This window comes from Rhizobium sp. Root1204, assembly GCF_001424965.1.
Taxonomy (GTDB): Bacteria; Pseudomonadota; Alphaproteobacteria; order Rhizobiales; family Rhizobiaceae; genus Pararhizobium.
This window is the reverse complement of the sequence record NZ_LMCZ01000034.1, coordinates 223,517-241,713: the sequence shown is the minus strand read 5'-3', so window position 1 is coordinate 241,713 and position 18,197 is coordinate 223,517. Positions and strand designations below refer to the sequence as shown.

Below are 18,197 nucleotides of genomic sequence, written 5' to 3'. Positions count from 1 at the left end.
ATGGGCAGAGCGCTTCTCGTCCTGGCAAACGAAGCTTTCCGTCTGAAGGCTATCGATTGGATTCGACGCGCTCCATTGGATACGCGCGTCGAGTTCAAGGGCCCGAAGCGCACCATTCCCCAGAATGACCGCATGTGGGCAATGCTTACGGATCTGTCAGGACAGCTTGCGTGGCACGGCCAGCGCCTGGCACCGGATGACTGGAAGCTTGTCATGCTCGATGCCCTGCGGCGCGAGACGCATGAGCAGCTTCGCATCGTTCCGAACACCGACGGTACCGGCTTCGTCAATCTCAGCACGTCGTCATCTGATCTTTCCAAGGACGAGATGACGTCGCTCATCGAAATCATTTTCGCCTTCGGCGCTCAGCACGACGTCGTTTGGTCCGAGCCTAAGAGGAAAGTGGCATGAAAATCATTGGCGAGACCAAGGACGGGTACATCGTCCAGATGACCAAGGACGAAGCAGCGCAGGCGTCCGGATATTACAGTTCCTACAGCGACGACTGGCGCAAGCTGGGTGCAGGAGTGGGTACGGAAATCAAGTTCACTGCGGCCATCAGCTATCATTCGCAAATCAGGAAGCATCAAGACGAGGCTCGCAAGTCGGCCGGGATGCTTCGTGCGCTTGCCGATATGATGGACGGCGTCATGCCGGACGTGGTTATCCCTCCGGCTGATCAGACGGATGAGGTGGCGATATGAGCTTCTGCACCCTGACAATTCTGGCAACGCCTGAGACCGTTATGCGCCTCCGGGTGATCGCCATCGAACTCGGCCGCGATGTTGAAGAGCTTGCCGAAACCTCAGTAGCAGAGGCCGCACTCGAATATTTTCGCGGACGCAAGGATGACCCTGCGAAGGGCGGTGAAGCATGAGGCCGGATCTCCTGCACATCCTTCAGCACTCGCTCGGCCTCGATCAATATGGGCGGGGGACGTTCTATCGCAATCGGTTTGTCACCGGCGAAGGCAGCGTGGATCACGCCGACTGTATGGCACTTCTCGAACTCGGCTTTATGTCCCGCGTTGCCAACGTCAAACTCTTCGGAGGCAGCGATTGCTTCACTGTTACCGATGAAGGCAAGCAGGCGGCTGTCGCAAACAGCCCATCGCCGCCAAAGATATCCAGGAGCAAGCAGCGGTATCAGGATTATCTCGATGCGGACTGCTCGATGACGTTCATCGAATACCTCCGGTACCGCGACAGGAGGGCGTCATGAGCGACGAAATCAAAATCCAGAAAGCCAGTGCTGCGATTGCCTACCTGCTCAATCGCTCCAAGCGCGACGAGAAGCTCTATTACCAGATCGGCTTTGGCACTGAGGCGTTCCGTCTCCTGACCGATGCGCATGCCGCGCTGACGGGCGAGGAAGTCGCCGTCGTCGAGAAGAGGTTCGGCGCATGAATCCCTTTCTTGGCCTGCGCGTCGTCGAAGACCCTCGCATGATGCCAGGGGCTTACTTTTTCAAAGACCATCTCGGCCGCATTTTGGCGACCGGCCACATCAACATGGGCTTCCTCCCTCATGAAGACACCAAGGGCACGACGCAGATCGTCTGCTCTACGGCTGCCTATGAGGCGATCAAAGAGAAGGTGAAATCGGCATGAGCGATACACTGAACACTCCCGGCCCCTTCCTGATCTGCGATCTCCGCGTCGAGTGGAACCGGCGGCCCTACGTCACATTCTGGCGTCCGAATAACGCCAACTACGCTTATCCGCTCGTATGGGCAGGCGACTACACCGAAGCCGACGTCATGAAGGGCGGAGGCTACTACACGACCGTCGAGCTTGGTTCTTTGATCCGGTTCCCGATCCTGCGCTCGTTGGTAGAGCCGATGGCGGTAGCTCCGGAGCCGGGACGCATCGACGGCAATACCGGCCCGGTGATCCGCAACGATTCGAGAATGCGAGCCAAGTTGAGGAAGCTCGCTTATCAGCCGGCGCTCTTGGCTTTTGCCAATGCGGAGGCGTCATCATGAACCGGATCGTCCGTCAAATCTGCGACTGGTGGAAAGGTCGCAGCGACGCTCGGAAGCTCGCCCGAGCCCTGCCCGCCGTCGCCGAGCGAAAGCAGAAGATCGCCACGCTCCGTCGCCAGCACAAGCCGACAAAGCCGATCATAGCCGAAAACTACCAGGACATTCACGCTGCATTGCGCGGGGAGAAATAAACATGACCGAGACAATCCGCCTCCTGCCCGACAGCTTGTCCGAAGTGGAAGCGCTGACGTGCGAAGATCCGATCACCAGCCTAATCGCCAGGCTGTCCGTTTCCCCCGTTTCGTCCAATCTCGCTGATTTCGTGAACGCTGAACTGGAGCGTCCGAATCCGTGCGTCAATCACATCCTCATCGGCATGGCGGCCTTCATGGTGCAGATGCACGCGAGCCTTGCCGCATATATGATTGATGGCGAACACGCTGACGCGGTCTTGGCTCAGTTCCAAGCCGTCGTCGACAAGACCTATCGCTCCCACTTCGTCGACAGTGCCAAAGAGGTGGCAGCATGATCGATTGGCAGAAAACCGCATCAGCGGTCATTGGTGAGGTTCACCGTAACCTTCCGGCCGACGCCGATCTCGCCGCCCGCAAGAAAGCGCTGCGCGCCGCACGCCCTTGGGAGTTCGGCTCGACAAGCTGGGGCCGGAAAGTCTGGGCGAAACATTCCCGAAAGTATCTCGAGAAATTCGGTCTGCCGCCTATCAAGGCGAAGCCGGTGAAACAATTGTCTCCGCTCGAGCGGGCCAAGCGGGCCACGGAAGAACATCAACTGAAACTTCGGCTGTCTGGCCTTGGCTATCAGATTGACCACGCGCCAGCCGCATCGAAAGGCGGTGCAGCATGAGCAGCCGTCAACAGCGCATGGCCGCAAAATCCTTCGAGCGTCGCGGCCTTCGCGGTCACTGGGGAGAATGGCGCAAGTCTCCTCTTCCCGCGGGCATTCCCGGCAGTCGCATAGGCGGATGGTGCCAAGAAGTCCGCGAGACATGGGCCAATAACCTCTATGTCGTCCTGATCCGGCCGTTCCTCGACGATGACGGCAATGGAGTGATCCACCTTGCCATTCGCACCGCATCGAACCTTGAGCCGCCGTGGCGCGATATGCAGCGGATCAAGAACGAAATCTGCGGCGCTGAGGCCACCGCCGTTCAGGTCATGCCGCCGTCGTCGGAACTGATCGACGAGGCCGACATGTATCATATGTGGGTGCTGTCGAGCCGCCTGCCGTTTACTCTGGCGTACCGGAGGGCGGCATGACCTATCGAACCTGCACCGGTTGCGTCCATAGCTCTGGCTTCTGCCAAGCCCGCGAGGACGTCAAGGCCACCGTCAAGGGCATCGGCGTCACCTCGCTCAAATGGAAATGCAAGTGGAAGCGCCCCGTCTACCAACCCGGCGATGCCGTCTTTGTCGAAACGATCGGCTATGAGCCGGAAGGCGACGAGGATGTCTTCATCGGATCGTTCCCGGCCACCGTCATTCAGACCAAGGGCTCGAAGCTCGTTTGCTTCATAGAGCCGGGCGTAGAGGACGACATTCAAGGCGTTCCGTTTGAACCCAAGGCCCACGGCAATGGACATGTCAAAGTCCCCATGATTCGCGTGACGAAGCGCGACGGCATCCGGGAGAGCGTCTGTGAGTTCTGCAACCGGATAACTCGTCTGGTCGGCCATGAAGGCTACTGCCGGAACGCCCCGCCTGCCGAGCGCCGCGCGTGGGAGGGCTATTTCTGATGGCCCGCACAGTCTCCGAATGGTTAGGGAAGACCGATGATCACCGCGCGCCGGGAAGTGTCCGTGATCGGATCATCGCCCGTGATAACCGATGCCACCTTTGCGGCCTGCCGGTTGAAGGCAAGAAGTGGGACTTGGATCACGTCAAGGCGCTGATCAATGGCGGCGAGAACCGGGAATCCAATCTTCGCCCGTCGCATCGCAAGTGCCACAAAGATAAAACGGCTCAAGACGTCGCTGAAAAGGCGAAGGTCGCAGCCATCCGCAAAAAGCATCTTGGCATCACCCGCCCGGCGCAGTCGATCAAATCCGCTCCATTCCAGAAATCCGAGAAGGCCGCCAAGCGAGTGCCGAAGCCCGAGCTTCCCCGCCGTCCGCTCTACCAGGAGAACAACAATGGCTGACACCTTCATTCAAGAGAAGCTGAAAGACCCGAAGTGGGCGCCATTCTGCCTCGTCTGCGACACCATGGGCCGCATGACCAAAACCGAGTTCGGTTTTCGGTGCGATGGCATCGGCGACATGTTCGCCCGGCTGGGCTGCGGGAACACGATCGGGTTCGACATGAAGCATCATGACGCTACCGCATCGGAGGTCTCGGCTGATGCTTAAGCTTTCGCAGGAAAACAAGATCATTGATCTTCCGGACCTCAACCGCTTCCGGATCGGCGACGAGGTCATCGTTGACGCCAGCGCAGACAATGACCGTTTCGAAGGCATCATCATCGGTATCGAGCTCACCCGCCGATATTCGTTTGGACCTCTGGAACCGAGCATCACCCTCTTGCACGACGGATATGTCACTGACGGGTTCAAGCCGATCGACTGCCGCAAGGTCGATCTCCCATCTATCGCTCCAATTTCAAGTGGCATTGCGGCAGAAGTCCAAAGTGATAATGTGAACTCGGGCGGGGAGTGCCGGGGTGGACAGACTGATCAACCGTTAGCTTCGAATCTCTCTGCCCACCAAGATTTATCGGCATATCAGGCCCGTGTTGCAGCGGCCCATCATGCCCTCTTCCACGATGATCCAACGGACGTTGCGGAGCGTGTTGCACGTTTCTTCGAAGAGGCTGTGGAAACATGCCAGGCTTTTGGCCTGGATTTTGCCGACGCTCATCACCTGGTCAATTATACGTATGGCCGACCAGTCGGTGAGCCCACCAAGGAGATCGGCGCAGCCTTGCTGACACTGGCGTCCTTGTGCGTCGTCGCCGGATACGATTTGGCGGCCTGCGGAGAGGCGGACCTCGAAAAGCTTCAGCGGCCTGAAACCATCGCCCGTATCCGAGCCAAGCGGTCAACCCGCCACGGTCGCGGCCCACTTCCGGGCATTGATCCCGCCGCTAGCAAGGGCGCAAAGGAGCGGAAGGAATGACGGCTTCAGCTCTCATCAAAGAATCCGACCTGAAGCGCATGGCCAAGATAGCGAAGCGCGATGGTGTCACTGTGTGGATCGAAATAAACGGCAAACGTATCGGCGTTTCCCCCGATATCCCCGATATCCACAGCGGCGCGCCCGTTGCGCCGCCAGTCGAATATGATTTCTGATGGAAGACATGAGCCGTAAGCCATTCCTCTCCCATGAGAAAACCCGCCATGGAAAATTGGTTTGGTATTTCAAACGCAACGGTCGGCGCGTCCGGTTGCCGAGCACATATGGCTCGGCCGAATTCAATGCGGCCTACGAAAAGGCGCTAACCGGGTCATCGGCAGCCCCAGAGCCGTTGAAGGCCAAGTCAAAATCAGGTTCACTGAAATGGCTTGTCGACCAATACAAGCTCAGTGGTGCGTTTGCCTCACTCGCCCCGGCCACTCGACGACAGAGAGAAAACATTCTCCTGCAGGCGTTCAAGAAGAATGAAAACGACCCGTTCGCCGGCGTGACCAAAGCCGCCATCAAAAAGGGAATGGATAATCGGGCTTCAACGCCGAACGCAGCGAACAACTTCCTGAAGGCAGTAAGCCACCTGTTCAAGTGGGCGACGGAAGCGGAGCATGTATCCGTCAATCCGGTGATCGGCGTCACCAAAGTGAATGTGAAGACTGACGGTTTTCACACATGGTCGGTCGAGCAGGTCGAGCAATATCGGGCCAAACACAAAATTGGCACGCGCGCTCGCCTCGCCATCGACCTGTTGCTCTTCCTCGGACTTCGGCGCGGCGATGTGGTCGTCGTCGGCAAGCAGCACATGAAAGACGGCTTGATATCGATTCGGACTGGGAAGACTGGGGAGTGGGTATTCCTGCCAGTGTTCAAACAACTGCAGGAATCGATCGATGCCACGCCGACTGGGGATCTGGCGTTTCTGACGACATCGACGGGGAAGCCGTTCACATCGCCGGCTTCATTCGGAAATTGGTTTAGGGACAGGTGCGTGGAAGCTGGGCTTCCGAACGTATGCCGCGCTCATGGCCTTCGGAAGGCCGGGGCAACGATTGCCGCCAACGAGGGTTCAACAGCGCACGAACTGATGGCGATGTACGGATGGGCAAGGCTGTCGATGGCTGAGATGTATACGCGTCAGGCGGACAAAAAGAAGCTCGCCCATGGCGCATCGGAACGGCTCGCGAACAAAATGTAGGTCGCACCCAAATCCCCGAGCGGTCGCACCTTGAAAGAAATCAATTAGTTAAAGAGATGATTGGCGACCCCTGCAGGGCTCGAACCTGCGACAACCTGCTTAGAAGGCAGGTGCTCTATCCAGCTGAGCTAAGGGGCCGCTTGGAGGAGGTTTCCCTCCTGAACCGGCGTCCTGGATCAATGGGTCCAGGGCTGCGTACGGCTGAACCGGAAATTATCGCTGTAGGACACGCTTTTGCGGGTCGGTTCCTTCGGCGCGATGACACGGTATTCGATGCTGTTGCGCTCGGCATAGGCAACAGCCTGTTCAGCTGTTTCGAATGTCAGCTTGACCTGCTGACGCGTATCGGCCGAACTCGTATAGCCCATGATCGGGTCAATGGTGCGCGGCGTTTCCTGATCGAACTCAAGAACCCACAAATTCGTCTTGGCCTTGCCAGACTGCATGGCGGTTTTTGCGGGTCGATAGATTTTCGCGGACATATTTTTGGCGGCTCCACCATGGTTCACTGCTGCCGGCGGCGCAATGCGCAGCCGGTGTCTGCGCATTGCCATAGCGCAGAACGAATTAAAACGAAATGACCTTGCTGAGATATATCCGCCAATTTTGCCATCTGCGCCGTTTCGCAGCAAAAAGCGAGCGCTTCACAAGCGGCGCGTGAAGCCGAACAAGCAAAGGCCTCTTGCGCTACCGATGTAACAAATTGGGAAAATCAATGGTCGGAGTGGAGAGATTCGAACTCCCGACCCTCTGGTCCCAAACCAGATGCGCTACCAGGCTGCGCTACACTCCGTGACCCGTCGATGGCGGGGAGATACACGCTTCCCCCTGCCCCTGCAACACCTAAATTGCACAATTCCACAGATGCGCCAAAGGATTGACCGGATGGTCAGGGCTTCAAATCGGAGATGCGCTGACTATCGACAACATCGCCCGTCGCAATACCTAGGCGATTGACGGTGCCTGCATTCAATTCGAGAACGAAAGCGACCGGAACGCGCGAATCAATGATGGCTTCCGACAGCGGTACGGCGTTCTCACGAATCGTCTCTATCCTGCCGTCCTTGGCGATGAACAGCATGTCGAGTGGAAGATAGGTGTTCTTCATCCACATCATCACTTGCCGCGTCACACCGAAATCAAACAGCATGCCGTGGTCGCGCGCCATATGGCGTCGGTTCATCAGGCCCTGCGATCGCTGCTCGTTGTCCACTGCCAGTTCGACGGTGAATTTATGCACCTTGCCGCCAGTGGAGATGATCTGCAAAGGCGCGGTTTCGAAGGTGACGTCAGCGGCGGCAGCGAAAAAAGGAACAAGCCACAAAAAAAGCGCCACGAGGGCGCTTCCGGCGAGGCGCAGACAATAAGTGCGCATTAGTGTGCCCGGCCTACTGGTGCCGGTATGTCAGGATGAATTTCGGCGGCCATCAGACCCTTGTCCCCATCGCCGAAACGCACCAGAACGGTCTGACCGGGACGCAGTTCGGTAAGCCCGAAACGACGCAGGGTTTCCATATGGATGAAAATATCCTCTGTACCGTCGCCGCGCGTCAGGAAGCCGAACCCCTTGGTGCGGTTGAACCACTTGACCAGGCATCGCTCCAGCCCGCTGGTCGGCGTCACCTGAACGTGGGTCTTGACCGGCGGCAGCTGCGAGGGATGGATTGCCGTCGACTGATCCATGGAGAGAATACGGAAAGCCTGATAGCCGCGGTCACGCCTTTGAATGAGCGCAACCACGCGGGCGCCCTCAAGCACGGTCTGGTAGCCGTCGCGGCGCAGGCATGTGACGTGAACCAGGACATCCTGCATGCCGTTGTCGGGAATGATAAAGCCGAATCCCTTGGCAACGTCGAACCATTTGATGACGCCGGTTATTTCAACCAGATCGAGAGCGTCATTGGCAAAATCGTCATCCGGCGTGACGCCCTTTGCTGAAATTCTGTCCGCCATTGCCTATCCAGCCCCTCGATTACGCGTCACATCATTACGGTTAACTGATTCTTGACGATCAGAATAACATCGTCCCGCCGCACATGTGCAAGCCCCCGGATGAAATTTGCCGTCAAAGCACATTAGCCGCCGAGCCTTGCCTCTGGCTGGTTGTCGGCTAAATATACTCCATCTTCCGCAAAACAAGGATATACCAATGCGTTATCTGCACACGATGGTTCGCGTCAAAGATCTGGACGCTTCACTTCACTTCTGGGTCAAGCTGTTTGGCCTTGTGGAAATTCGCCGCTACGAGAATGAAAAGGGCCGCTTCACCCTGATTTTTCTCGCCGCTCCCGGCGATCTCGATCACGCCAAGGCAGAATTGTCGCCCTGCCTGGAACTCACCTACAATTGGGACACCGAGGATTACACCGGCGGCCGCAATTTCGGCCACCTGGCCTACGAGGTCGACGACATCTATGCGACCTGCCAGCATCTGATGGACGGCGGCGTCATCATCAACCGGCCGCCACGCGATGGCCACATGGCCTTCGTCCGCTCGCCGGACGGCATCTCCATCGAAATCCTGCAGAAGGGTGAGAGCCTTGCGTCGCAGGAACCCTGGGCCTCGATGGGCAATACCGGCGCCTGGTAAGCTCCGCACAATGCGACTGGGCGATATCTGCCACTGCTTTCCAGCACCGATGGTTGCTGGGCTGCACGTATCGCCTGCGTCAGCGCAGGTTTACAAATACCGGTACGTTCACTAATGTTTGAACGAAACGTTAAGGGAATAAAGGTGCACACAGCGTTACGCTGGCAGGCACTTTATCCCCGGTTGAACCGGTCAAACCGCAATGGAGGAGGTGTGGCGATCCTTTAACAGGGGCCACGCTGATCGTGCGGTTTGGCGCGTCTGATGAAAGGCCATGACGGCAAATGTCGCCCGGCCCGCATTGAGTGGGGATCCAACGTTGCGCCATATTTTGCAGAAAGCGGCGGCGATTCGCGGCCTTGGTTGTGCACTTGCGCTGAGCGTTTCAACAATGATGCTGTCGGGTTGCGTTTCCGCCGCAAAGGAAACGGCCGAAGCCGCGACAGCAGCAGAAGATGTGGTGCCGGAAATCGCGTCCACTGACGCCGGGCAAGCGGCGTCCGGTTCCTATCAGGATCAGCAGGTTTCCGCCATTGGCGCCAATGGCCAGCAACACCCCGCAACCCAAGCCACTGCGATGATGCCTGCCCCCAACAATGGACAGCCGTCATCGCTGACGATGCAAAACACCGGCCTGAATGCCACCTCGAACAGCATCTTTGCGGTCCAGACGCCGAACGCGGTGACGGCTCAGGGTGCCACGACAGCCACAGGCAATGCACCACTGCCGACCGCGCAAGCCACCGGCGTTAATCCCGCGACAAACAGTCTTTTCAACAGTGGCCAGCCGGCAGCAAGCCAGGTCCCCCTGCCGCTGGAAGGCGCGAGCAATGCCGACGGTGCGGCAACCGCTCAACAACAGGTGGCGAGCACGGAAATTGGCGCTGACGGCACGCCGCTCCCCGTTGCCGTGCCAATCCCGTCTAGCGGCGACGGCATGCGAAACGCCGATGCACAACAAACAGCAGCCCAGCAAACCGCATCCGCGGAGGGCGTCAACAGCGCGACGGCAATGATTTCCGATTCCGGAAATTCGCAGAACAGCGAGGATAAATCGGATGAGGCGGAAAAAACCCTGACGCTTGCCGGCCTGTTTGCTGCCAAGCGCAAGAACCGGAACCAGTTCAACAATGATCGCTTCGCCAAGGCTTCCGAAAAGAAGGCGCTCGTTGCCAGCAACCTGAAACCGCAGCAGATTGCCGCGCTCGGGTTCACCGCCCTGCCCGGCGTGCGAACCACGTCGATGTTTGCGACTGTCGATGATTCGCAACCGGGACACGACGACGATAGTCCTGCGGTGGAAATGGCGTCATTGTCGGGCCTCGCTCGCCTCGCGCCGAACGGGCTGATGCTGCAAACCGAAAAGGTGGAAACGGGCTGTTTCCAACCCGATTTGTTGCAGGTTCTGAAGGTCATTGAGACTCATTACGGCCGAAAGATCATGGTGACCTCCGGCTTGCGCGATCTGAAGCATAATGCCAGTGCCGGTGGACGCAAGCACTCGCTTCACACGACGTGCCAGGCCGCCGACATCCAGGTGCCTGGCGTCAGCAAATGGGATCTTGCCGAATATCTGCGTACTATTCCGGGACGCGGCGGCGTTGGAACCTATTGCCACACGGAATCCGTCCATATCGACACGGGCGAGGCCCGCGATTGGAATTGGCGCTGCCGCCGCCGCAAGGGTTAACGACAACCGTCTGTTTTAATTAGACAATTCCTCCAACCACTAAAAACCGTTCGTTATCAGAACTTTTTTACAGGAAAATGAAATTTGCCGCTTGCGGTATTCAAAACCCCTGACTATAAGACGCCCACACAACGGATGCGCCCTTCGTCTATCGGTTAGGACACCAGATTTTCATTCTGGGAAGAGGGGTTCGACTCCCCTAGGGCGTACCATTGTGATCCTCCTTTCCAGCGAAAATATATGCCTCGCAGACGCTTAAAACAGGCGTTGCGGGCGTTTTTGCGTCACATAAACTCAAGCCGTTTAACCGCTGATTTTGTTGTGAAAAATTCTTTCGAAAAATGCGATTTAGCGCTTGCAGCATTCATCGTGTCTGTCTATAAGACGCCCACACCACTGATGCGCCCTTCGTCTATCGGTTAGGACACCAGATTTTCATTCTGGGAAGAGGGGTTCGACTCCCCTAGGGCGTACCATGGTCTCTCATTCATCCACCCACATTGACGCATTTTCCGGCTTTCAAAGCTTTTAGCCTTGTTGCACGCCTCCGGTTCAGAATGCCTTTGCCGCGTCGATAATGCGCAGTTGCACGCGGCGTGTTCCCTGCCACATGTCTGCCGAGACAGAGGCGGCTACGTGTAGCGAAGTGCCACGCTCGGACAGCAGCAAGTCGCCCAGCGGTGTCTCCAGAGCACGGAACGCGATACCCTCGACCCTCGAACCGTCCTGGCCTTCCAGCGTCACCTTCACGTGATTGGCGCCGACCTGGCGCGAATCCCGCAGGCGGTGCGCCGGCAAGGCAAAGACGGGCTGCGGATGCCCTGCCCCGTATGGGCCTGCCTGCTCCAATTGATCGATTAGCGCCAGATTGGCGCCGGCGGCGCCCAAGGCGCCGTCAATCTTCAGCGTCTCGGCCGAGACGAGGTCTTTGACGGTATTCTGCGCCCTCTCGTCGAAGAAGTGCCTGAGCTTGCCGAGATTGGCGCGCTCGACGGTCAGGCCCGCCGCCATCGCGTGGCCACCGCCTTTGACCAGCAGGCCATTATCGACAGCCGCGCGAACGATTTTGCCGATGTCGAAGCCGCTGATCGAGCGGCCCGATCCCGTTCCCTTGCCATTGATATCAAACGAGATCGCAAAGGCCGGACGGCGAAACTTTTCCTTCAGGCGTGCAGCCAGAAGGCCAACGATGCCCGGGTGCCAGTTTTCACGGGCTGTGACGATGATCGAAGCCGATTCGCCGGTGCCGTATTCCGCCAGCGCTTCGGCCTCCGCCTCTGCCAGCATCGCCACCTCCATCACCTGCCGCTCTCGGTTGAGCTCGTCGAGTTTGGCGGCGATCTCTTCGGCGGCGGCCTCATCCTCCAGCGTAAGCAAGCGGCTACCGAGTGCCGCATCGCCGATACGGCCGCCGGCATTGATGCGCGGGCCGATCAGAAAGCCGAAATGATAGGGCGTCACCGGCCCGCCAAGCCCGGCCTTGCGAAACAGGGCCGACAGGCCCGGGTTCTGCATATGCCGTGCGGCAACCAGCCCCTTGACCACGTAGGCCCTGTTCAGCCCCTTTAGCGGCACCACATCGCAGACCGTCGCCAGCGCGACAATATCAAGCAAGGCGAGCAGATCGAACGAGGCGACACGCTTGTCACCGGCTTCACGCAACTGGCGCACGGCATTGACGAGAACGAGGAAGACGACACCGGCGGCGCAGAGATGCCCCTGCCCCGACAGATCGTCCTCGCGGTTTGGATTGACCAGCGCCACGCAGGGCGGCAGTTCCGCACCGACCTGATGATGGTCGATCACAACGACATCGATGCCGCGCGCCTCGGCAGCCGCCAGCGATTCGTGGCTGGTCGAGCCGCAATCGACGGTAACAATCAACCGGGCGCCATTATCGATCAGCTGGTTGATGGCAGCAGGATTGGGACCGTAGCCTTCAAAAATCCGATCGGGAATATAGATTTCCGCCGCGACGCCAAAATGGCGCAGGAAGCGGAACATCAGTGCCGAGGACGCGGCGCCATCGACATCGTAGTCTCCGAAAATGGCAACCTTTTCGCGCGCCGTGATCGCGGCGACGATCCGGGCGGCAGCCTTGCTACAATCGGTCAGCGTATCGGGATCGGGCATCAGCGAACGAATGGTCGGATCGAGAAATGCCACCGCGTCGTCCATGGTCACGCCGCGGCCCGCAAGTACCCGTGCGATGAGATCGGAAAACCCGTGAACCTGGCTGATGGCCAATGCGCGGTTCTGACCGGCCTGGTCGAGCCGCGATACCCAGCGCTGTCCGCTGACCGACCGCTCGACATTGAGAAACGCCCGCTGGACGGGATCTGGCACTTCAATCATCGTACACCCATGACTTTTGACCGTTCGTACGCGGGTTTTGCATCCTGTGCAAACAGCAACGAAAACGGCCCCATCCGGATACAATCCGGATAGGGCCGTAAGACATTCAATGGCAAAGGGGGATCAGGCTGCCTTCGGCCGCTCGATGCGGATAACCTGCGGTTCGCCGACCAGATAACCCTCGGCCTTGATCGACGCCACGGCCTTGCGCACCGAATCCTCGGTCGTCGCGTGGGTGACAAGGATGATCGTCTGCGGTTCGCCAGTATCCACGGGCTGCTTGGAGTGCTGGACGATCGATTCCAGCGAAATCCGGTTCTCTGCCATGCGCGTCGCAATGCTTGCAAACACGCCGGTCTTGTCGAGAACCTTCAGGCGGATGAAGTATCCGCCCTCATGGCTCTGGATCTGCGCCTGTTTGTACGGCAGCAACGCCGTGACAGGGCGGCCAAACGCCGGAACATGCTGGGCTCCCGGGCGGCTCTTGGCCAGATCGGCGATATCGCCGAGTACGGCGGATGCCGTTGCATTGCCACCAGCACCCGGGCCGACCATCAGCAATTCGCCAAGGATATCGGATTCGATTGCCACGGCGTTGGTGACACCATCAACCTGCGCAATCACCGAATCGAGCGGTACCATGGTCGGGTGCACGCGCTGCTCGATACCACTCTCCGTGCGCTGGGCAACGCCGAGCAGCTTGATACGGTAACCGAGATCGGCGGCTGCATGGATGTCGTCGATCGAGATATTGGTGATGCCTTCAAGATAAATGTCATCGGCAGCAATTGCCGTACCGAAAGCAAGGCTGGTGAGGATCGACAGTTTGTGGGCGGTATCGTTGCCCTCGATGTCAAAAGCGGGATCGGCTTCAGCATAACCAAGGCGCTGGGCCTCCTTGAGGCAGGCCTCGAACGACAGGCCTTCCTTTTCCATCTTGGTCAGGATGTAATTGCAGGTGCCGTTCATGATGCCGTAGACGCGCGAAATCGTGTTGCCCGTCAGCGATTCCCGCAGTGCCTTGATCACCGGAATACCGCCGGCGACGGCAGCTTCGTAATTCAGAAGCGCGCCATGCTCTTCAGCCAGACCGGCAAGCGCGATGCCGTGGGCTGCCAGCAGCGCCTTGTTGGCGGTGATGACGTGCACGCCGCGCGACAGGGCAGCCTTGACGGCGGACAGAGCCGGTTCACCGGCACCGCCCATCAATTCGACGAAGACGTCGATATCGGCAGTGCTCGCCAGCGAAAGCGCATCTTCGTGCCAGTCGATGGCGGAAATGTCGATGCCGCGATCACGGTTCCTGTCACGTGCCGTAACGGCGGTGATTTCGATGGCCCGGCCGCATGTCGTCGCCAGCGCCTCGTGGCGTTCCTGGAGAATACGCACGAGCGAGGCACCAACAGTTCCCAAGCCCGCAATGCCGATTTTAAGGGCATCTGCCATACACGTTTCCTAACATTAACATATCGAGAGCGCTCCGCCTGAAACGGCGGAGCAGATTTTGAGGAAACTGGAAAATCCAATGCCTCAGCGGTGAGCGTTCAGCGAGATGACGTTGTGCAACGTATCGTCGGCTGTCGACAGGAACTTCTTGAGGCTGCGGGCGGCCTGGCGAATGCGGTGTTCGTTTTCAACCAGCGCGATGCGGATGTAGTCGTCGCCCTGCTCGCCAAAACCGATGCCGGGTGCCACTGCGATATCGGCCTTTTCGACCAGGAGCTTGGAGAACTCCAGCGAACCGAGATGACGGAACTTTTCCGGGATCTTGGCCCAGGCAAACATGGTGGCGGCCGGCGGCGGCACATCCCAGCCGGCCTTGCCGAAGCTTTCGACCAGCACGTCGCGGCGGCGCTTGTAGATATTGCGCACTTCCGCGATATCCGAGCCGTCGCCGTTCAGCGCATGGGTTGCAGCCACCTGGATCGGCGTGAAAGCGCCGTAATCGAGATAGGACTTCACCCGCGTCAGAGCCGCAATCAGGCGTTCGTTGCCGACAGCAAAACCCATGCGCCAGCCGGGCATGGAAAATGTCTTCGACATCGAGGTGAACTCGACCGTGTTGTCCATGGCGCCTGGAACTTCCAGAACCGACGGCGGCAGAACGCCATCGAAATAGATTTCCGAATAGGCCAGATCCGACAGGATGACGATGTCGTGCTTCTTCGCGAAGGCGACGACTTCCTTGTAGAAATCAAGCGTTGCCACATGCGCCGTCGGGTTGGACGGATAGTTGATGACCAGCGCGATCGGTTTGGGGATCGAATGACGGATCGCCCGCTCCAGCGGCGGGAAGAACGTATCATCCGGCTCGACCGAGATCGAACGGATCACGCCGCCGGTCATCAGGAAGCCGAAGGCATGGATCGGATAGGTCGGGTTCGGGCACAGGATCACGTCGCCGGGCGCGGTGATCGCCTGCGCCATATTGGCAAAACCTTCCTTGGAGCCGAGGGTGGCGACCACCTGCGTGTCCGGATTAAGCTTGACGCCAAACCGGCGGGCGTAATAGGCGGCCTGCGCACGGCGAAGACCCGGTATGCCCTTGGAGGACGAATAGCGGTGAGTGCGCGGATCCTGAACGACCTCGCACAGCTTGTCGACAACGGATTGCGGCGTCGGAAGGTCCGGATTGCCCATGCCGAGATCGATGATGTCAGCTCCACCCGCTCGCGCGCTGGCTTTCAAACGGTTGACCTGTTCGAAAACGTAAGGCGGCAGACGCCGGACTTTGTGAAACTCTTCCATCTCTAAACCTCGTCTTGCGCCGTCCCCATGCCGGAATCATGCGTGCAAGGAGACGCGCGCGGTGCAATCAGGCCCACGCGGCCATGAAACGCTTTGCGTCCAAATCAGCCGAAACGCAAGCGCTATTTCTGTATCTCTTTCAGCGTATCGGCGCCGTGATTGGCGGCCAACAGCTGCAGCTCCTTCAGGCGGCGCTGATATTCGGCTTCGGAGATTTTTCCCGATGAGCGGGCAGCCCCAAGAGCAGTCAGCCGCGCCGACTGGCTTGCAGCCTCTTCATTGCTCATCTGGGCGCTCGCCGCCGGCAATTTTCCTTCGATGACCGGATAGACGTCAGCAGGGATCGGCTTGGCCATGGTGGCCGAATAGATCGACGGCTGCTCCTCGATTTTTGCCGAACTGCAGGCGGCAAGCGCAAGCACCAAACCTGCCATCCCAAAGGCCGTCACCATCCGCGTCATCACTGCTTTCCCCGACTTCGTCATCTCGCCCCTGCCCGGCCCTTTCGTTGAATCCTCGACCGAAACCGGTGGGCAACCAACGTGCCCCGAGTCCAACATGCGCTGGCACTTGTAATCATTTTAAGGCAGAATGTAAAAAGACAAAACAAACAAACATCTGTGGAGGAAACTGGGTGGCAGAAGACAGGAAGGCCGAGGGCCAGACCGGCGCCAGCACGGAAGGTTTTCCCGGTTTCGACCCGAAATCCGTCGAACCCTATATCGTCAAGGACCCGGAAGCCTTTACGATCAATCTTGCCCGCACTGTCGAGCAGCTTGGCAAGGCCGCATCCGCTTGGCTTGCCCCCCGCGAAAGCGGCGAAAAGACCGACATGGTCGCCGACCCGATGGTCGATATGGTCAAGACCCTCTCCAAAGTATCCGAATACTGGCTCTCCGATCCGAGGCGGACCTTGGAAGCCCAGACCCATTTGATGGGCAGCTTCTTTTCCATGTGGACGCGAAGCCTGCAGAAAATGAACGGCGAGGCGGTCGCCGATCCAGACGAGGTGCCCCGCAACGACAAACGTTTTGCGGATGCCGACTGGGTTGCCAATCCGTTCTTCGATTTCCTGCGGCAGGCCTATTTCATCACGTCCAGCTGGGCGGACCGGATGGTGCGCGACGCCGAAGGGCTCGACGAGCATACCAAACACAAAGCCGCCTTCTACGTCAGGCAGATTTCGAGCGCCCTGTCGCCTGCCAATTTCGTCACCACCAACCCGCAGCTTTATCGCGAAACGGTCGCCTCCAGCGGCGCCAATCTCGTCAAGGGCATGCAGATGCTGGCCGAGGACATCGTTGCCGGCAAGGGCGACCTGAAACTACGCCAGACCGATGTCAGCAAATTCGCGGTCGGCGAGAATATTGCCATCACCCCCGGCAAGGTGATTGCCCAAAGCGATGTCTGCCAGGTGCTGCAATATGATGCCTCCACCGACACAGTCTTGAAGCGGCCGCTGTTGATCTGCCCCCCATGGATCAACAAATTCTACGTTCTCGATCTGAATCCGCAAAAATCCTTTATCAAATGGGCGGTCGATCAGGGCCATACCGTCTTCGTCATCTCCTGGGTCAATCCGGATGAGCGCCATGCCAATAAGGACTGGGAGTCCTACGCCCGCGAAGGCATCGGCTTTGCGCTCGACACCATCCGCCATGCGACCGGCGAAGAGGATGTCAACGCGATCGGCTATTGTGTTGGCGGCACTCTGCTTGCTGCCACACTCGCGCTGCATGCGCAGGAAGGCGATACGCGCATCCGCTCTGCCACGCTGTTCACCACGCAAGTCGATTTCACCCATGCCGGCGACCTCAAGGTCTTCGCCGACGAAGAGCAGATCGCCCAGATAGAACAGCGGATGAAGGAGACCGGCTATCTCGACGGCTCGAAGATGGCCATGGCCTTCAACATGCTGCGCGCGTCGGATCTCATCTGGCCCTATTTCGTCAACAACTACCTGAAGGGCCAGGAGCCCTCGGCATTCGACCTGCTCTACTGGAATTCCGATTCGACGCGGATGCCGGCAGCCAACCACTCCTTCTATCTGCGCAATTGCTATCTGCAGAACAACCTGACCAAGGGCGACATGGTGCTGGCCGGCAAGAAGGTCTCGCTTGGTGACGTCAAAATCCCGATCTACAATCTCGCCACCAAGGAAGATCACATCGCTCCGGCAAAGTCTGTCTTCGTCGGCAGCCAGTTCTTCGGCGGCGATGTCACCTACGTCATGTCCGGTTCGGGCCATATCGCGGGCGTCGTCAATCCGCCGGACAAGAGCAAGTATCAGTTCTGGACCGGTGGCGCGGCCAAGGGCGACTTCGATGACTGGGTGATGTCAGCGAAGGAAACACCGGGCTCCTGGTGGCCGCACTGGCAAGCCTGGATTGAAACGCTTGATGGCGAGCGCGTTCCGGCGCGAAAGACGGGCGGAAACCTCAATTCTCTTGAAGAAGCGCCGGGCTCCTATGTCCGCGCCCGCGCCTGATCAGA

General features: G+C 58.7%; 27 protein-coding genes and 4 tRNA genes. 22 read left to right on the top strand and 9 right to left on the bottom strand.

What is annotated here, in order from left to right; all coding sequences use genetic code 11:
* The 17 genes from ASC96_RS22335 to ASC96_RS22265 are packed head-to-tail and all read left to right on the top strand — an operon-like array spanning position 1 to position 6,321.
* The gene (locus ASC96_RS22335) at positions 1-411 is read left to right on the top strand and encodes a recombination protein NinB (RefSeq protein ID WP_060505285.1); all 411 of its coding nucleotides are present in this window, start codon (positions 1-3) and stop codon (positions 409-411) included.
* Positions 408-704 carry a hypothetical protein gene (locus ASC96_RS22330; RefSeq protein WP_060505284.1) on the top strand — a complete coding sequence of 99 codons (297 nt, stop codon included), beginning with the start codon at positions 408-410 and terminating at the stop codon, positions 702-704. Before ASC96_RS22335 ends, ASC96_RS22330 begins: the two co-directional genes overlap by 4 nt.
* Positions 701-877, top strand: coding sequence for a hypothetical protein (locus ASC96_RS32940; protein WP_156397702.1), 177 nt, complete (start codon positions 701-703; stop codon positions 875-877). Before ASC96_RS22330 ends, ASC96_RS32940 begins: the two co-directional genes overlap by 4 nt.
* A complete protein-coding gene (locus ASC96_RS22325) occupies positions 874-1,221 on the top strand; it encodes a hypothetical protein (RefSeq protein ID WP_060505283.1) in 348 nt (115 codons plus the stop codon). The genes ASC96_RS32940 and ASC96_RS22325 overlap by 4 nt, the downstream gene beginning before the upstream one ends.
* On the top strand, positions 1,218-1,406 hold the full coding sequence (locus ASC96_RS22320) for a hypothetical protein (protein ID WP_060505282.1): 189 nt from the start codon (positions 1,218-1,220) through the stop codon (positions 1,404-1,406). Before ASC96_RS22325 ends, ASC96_RS22320 begins: the two co-directional genes overlap by 4 nt.
* On the top strand, positions 1,403-1,609 hold the full coding sequence (locus ASC96_RS22315; protein ID WP_060505281.1) for a hypothetical protein: 207 nt from the start codon (positions 1,403-1,405) through the stop codon (positions 1,607-1,609). The genes ASC96_RS22320 and ASC96_RS22315 overlap by 4 nt, the downstream gene beginning before the upstream one ends.
* Positions 1,606-1,983 carry a hypothetical protein gene (locus tag ASC96_RS22310; protein WP_060505280.1) on the top strand — a complete coding sequence of 126 codons (378 nt, stop codon included), beginning with the start codon at positions 1,606-1,608 and terminating at the stop codon, positions 1,981-1,983. Before ASC96_RS22315 ends, ASC96_RS22310 begins: the two co-directional genes overlap by 4 nt.
* Positions 1,980-2,174, top strand: coding sequence for a hypothetical protein (locus ASC96_RS22305; RefSeq protein WP_060505279.1), 195 nt, complete (start codon positions 1,980-1,982; stop codon positions 2,172-2,174). The genes ASC96_RS22310 and ASC96_RS22305 overlap by 4 nt, the downstream gene beginning before the upstream one ends.
* A 2-nt stretch (positions 2,175-2,176) precedes the next feature.
* A complete protein-coding gene (locus ASC96_RS22300; RefSeq protein WP_060505278.1) occupies positions 2,177-2,512 on the top strand; it encodes a hypothetical protein in 336 nt (111 codons plus the stop codon).
* The gene (locus ASC96_RS22295) at positions 2,509-2,847 is read left to right on the top strand and encodes a hypothetical protein (RefSeq protein ID WP_244482264.1); all 339 of its coding nucleotides are present in this window, start codon (positions 2,509-2,511) and stop codon (positions 2,845-2,847) included. The genes ASC96_RS22300 and ASC96_RS22295 overlap by 4 nt, the downstream gene beginning before the upstream one ends.
* Positions 2,844-3,260 carry a hypothetical protein gene (locus ASC96_RS22290; RefSeq protein WP_060505277.1) on the top strand — a complete coding sequence of 139 codons (417 nt, stop codon included), beginning with the start codon at positions 2,844-2,846 and terminating at the stop codon, positions 3,258-3,260. Before ASC96_RS22295 ends, ASC96_RS22290 begins: the two co-directional genes overlap by 4 nt.
* The gene (locus ASC96_RS22285; protein WP_060505276.1) at positions 3,257-3,736 is read left to right on the top strand and encodes a hypothetical protein; all 480 of its coding nucleotides are present in this window, start codon (positions 3,257-3,259) and stop codon (positions 3,734-3,736) included. Before ASC96_RS22290 ends, ASC96_RS22285 begins: the two co-directional genes overlap by 4 nt.
* Complete coding sequence (locus ASC96_RS22280; protein ID WP_060505275.1) at positions 3,736-4,140, top strand: HNH endonuclease signature motif containing protein; 405 nt, start codon at positions 3,736-3,738, stop codon at positions 4,138-4,140. The genes ASC96_RS22285 and ASC96_RS22280 overlap by 1 nt, the downstream gene beginning before the upstream one ends.
* Positions 4,133-4,348, top strand: a complete 216-nt coding sequence (locus ASC96_RS22275) for a hypothetical protein (protein ID WP_060505274.1) — start codon at positions 4,133-4,135, stop codon at positions 4,346-4,348. Before ASC96_RS22280 ends, ASC96_RS22275 begins: the two co-directional genes overlap by 8 nt.
* Positions 4,341-5,114 carry a hypothetical protein gene (locus tag ASC96_RS34055; RefSeq protein ID WP_244482263.1) on the top strand — a complete coding sequence of 258 codons (774 nt, stop codon included), beginning with the start codon at positions 4,341-4,343 and terminating at the stop codon, positions 5,112-5,114. Before ASC96_RS22275 ends, ASC96_RS34055 begins: the two co-directional genes overlap by 8 nt.
* On the top strand, positions 5,111-5,287 hold the full coding sequence (locus ASC96_RS32935) for a hypothetical protein (protein ID WP_156397701.1): 177 nt from the start codon (positions 5,111-5,113) through the stop codon (positions 5,285-5,287). The genes ASC96_RS34055 and ASC96_RS32935 overlap by 4 nt, the downstream gene beginning before the upstream one ends.
* Positions 5,287-6,321, top strand: a complete 1,035-nt coding sequence (locus tag ASC96_RS22265; protein WP_244482261.1) for a tyrosine-type recombinase/integrase — start codon at positions 5,287-5,289, stop codon at positions 6,319-6,321. Before ASC96_RS32935 ends, ASC96_RS22265 begins: the two co-directional genes overlap by 1 nt.
* 61 nt (positions 6,322-6,382) lie before the next feature.
* Here ASC96_RS22265 and ASC96_RS22260 read toward each other — a convergent pair.
* The 5 genes from ASC96_RS22260 to ASC96_RS22240 all read right to left on the bottom strand — a co-directional run bounded on the left by ASC96_RS22260 (position 6,383) and on the right by ASC96_RS22240 (position 8,274).
* Positions 6,383-6,459: transfer RNA gene (locus ASC96_RS22260), tRNA-Arg, on the bottom strand.
* Positions 6,460-6,497: 38 nt separating this feature from the next.
* Positions 6,498-6,803 (bottom strand): ETC complex I subunit, encoded by a 306-nt coding sequence (locus ASC96_RS22255; protein WP_060505628.1) that lies wholly within the window; start codon positions 6,801-6,803, stop codon positions 6,498-6,500.
* A gap of 234 nt (positions 6,804-7,037) precedes the next feature.
* Positions 7,038-7,114: transfer RNA gene (locus ASC96_RS22250), tRNA-Pro, on the bottom strand.
* Positions 7,115-7,210: 96 nt separating this feature from the next.
* Positions 7,211-7,696, bottom strand: coding sequence for a DUF192 domain-containing protein (locus tag ASC96_RS22245; RefSeq protein WP_060505272.1), 486 nt, complete (start codon positions 7,694-7,696; stop codon positions 7,211-7,213).
* Entirely contained in the window at positions 7,696-8,274 is a 579-nt protein-coding gene (locus ASC96_RS22240) for a cold-shock protein (protein ID WP_060505271.1), read from the bottom strand. The genes ASC96_RS22245 and ASC96_RS22240 overlap by 1 nt, the downstream gene beginning before the upstream one ends.
* A 196-nt stretch (positions 8,275-8,470) precedes the next feature.
* On the opposite strand from ASC96_RS22240, the gene ASC96_RS22235 reads away from it, so the two are divergent.
* The 4 genes from ASC96_RS22235 to ASC96_RS22220 all read left to right on the top strand — a co-directional run bounded on the left by ASC96_RS22235 (position 8,471) and on the right by ASC96_RS22220 (position 11,077).
* On the top strand, positions 8,471-8,911 hold the full coding sequence (locus ASC96_RS22235; protein ID WP_060505270.1) for a VOC family protein: 441 nt from the start codon (positions 8,471-8,473) through the stop codon (positions 8,909-8,911).
* 274 nt (positions 8,912-9,185) lie between these two features.
* Entirely contained in the window at positions 9,186-10,601 is a 1,416-nt protein-coding gene (locus ASC96_RS22230; protein WP_060505269.1) for a D-Ala-D-Ala carboxypeptidase family metallohydrolase, read from the top strand.
* Positions 10,602-10,738: 137 nt separating this feature from the next.
* Positions 10,739-10,813, top strand: a tRNA-Glu gene (locus tag ASC96_RS22225).
* 189 nt (positions 10,814-11,002) lie between these two features.
* Positions 11,003-11,077 (top strand) — tRNA-Glu (locus ASC96_RS22220).
* A gap of 76 nt (positions 11,078-11,153) precedes the next feature.
* Here the strand turns inward: ASC96_RS22220 and recJ are convergent.
* The 4 genes from recJ to ASC96_RS22200 all read right to left on the bottom strand — a co-directional run bounded on the left by recJ (position 11,154) and on the right by ASC96_RS22200 (position 16,165).
* On the bottom strand, positions 11,154-12,956 hold the full coding sequence (recJ, locus tag ASC96_RS22215) for a single-stranded-DNA-specific exonuclease RecJ (protein WP_060505268.1): 1,803 nt from the start codon (positions 12,954-12,956) through the stop codon (positions 11,154-11,156).
* A 123-nt stretch (positions 12,957-13,079) separates the two neighbouring features.
* The gene (locus ASC96_RS22210) at positions 13,080-14,402 is read right to left on the bottom strand and encodes a homoserine dehydrogenase (protein ID WP_060505267.1); all 1,323 of its coding nucleotides are present in this window, start codon (positions 14,400-14,402) and stop codon (positions 13,080-13,082) included.
* 84 nt (positions 14,403-14,486) lie between these two features.
* A complete protein-coding gene (locus tag ASC96_RS22205; RefSeq protein WP_037101088.1) occupies positions 14,487-15,704 on the bottom strand; it encodes an LL-diaminopimelate aminotransferase in 1,218 nt (405 codons plus the stop codon).
* A gap of 122 nt (positions 15,705-15,826) precedes the next feature.
* On the bottom strand, positions 15,827-16,165 hold the full coding sequence (locus ASC96_RS22200; protein WP_060505266.1) for a hypothetical protein: 339 nt from the start codon (positions 16,163-16,165) through the stop codon (positions 15,827-15,829).
* Between the two features lie 173 nt (positions 16,166-16,338).
* Here ASC96_RS22200 and phaC point away from each other — a divergent pair, with 173 nt between their 5' ends.
* The gene (phaC, locus tag ASC96_RS22195; protein WP_060505265.1) at positions 16,339-18,192 is read left to right on the top strand and encodes a poly(3-hydroxyalkanoate) polymerase subunit PhaC; all 1,854 of its coding nucleotides are present in this window, start codon (positions 16,339-16,341) and stop codon (positions 18,190-18,192) included.
* Positions 18,193-18,197 lie beyond the last annotated feature (5 nt).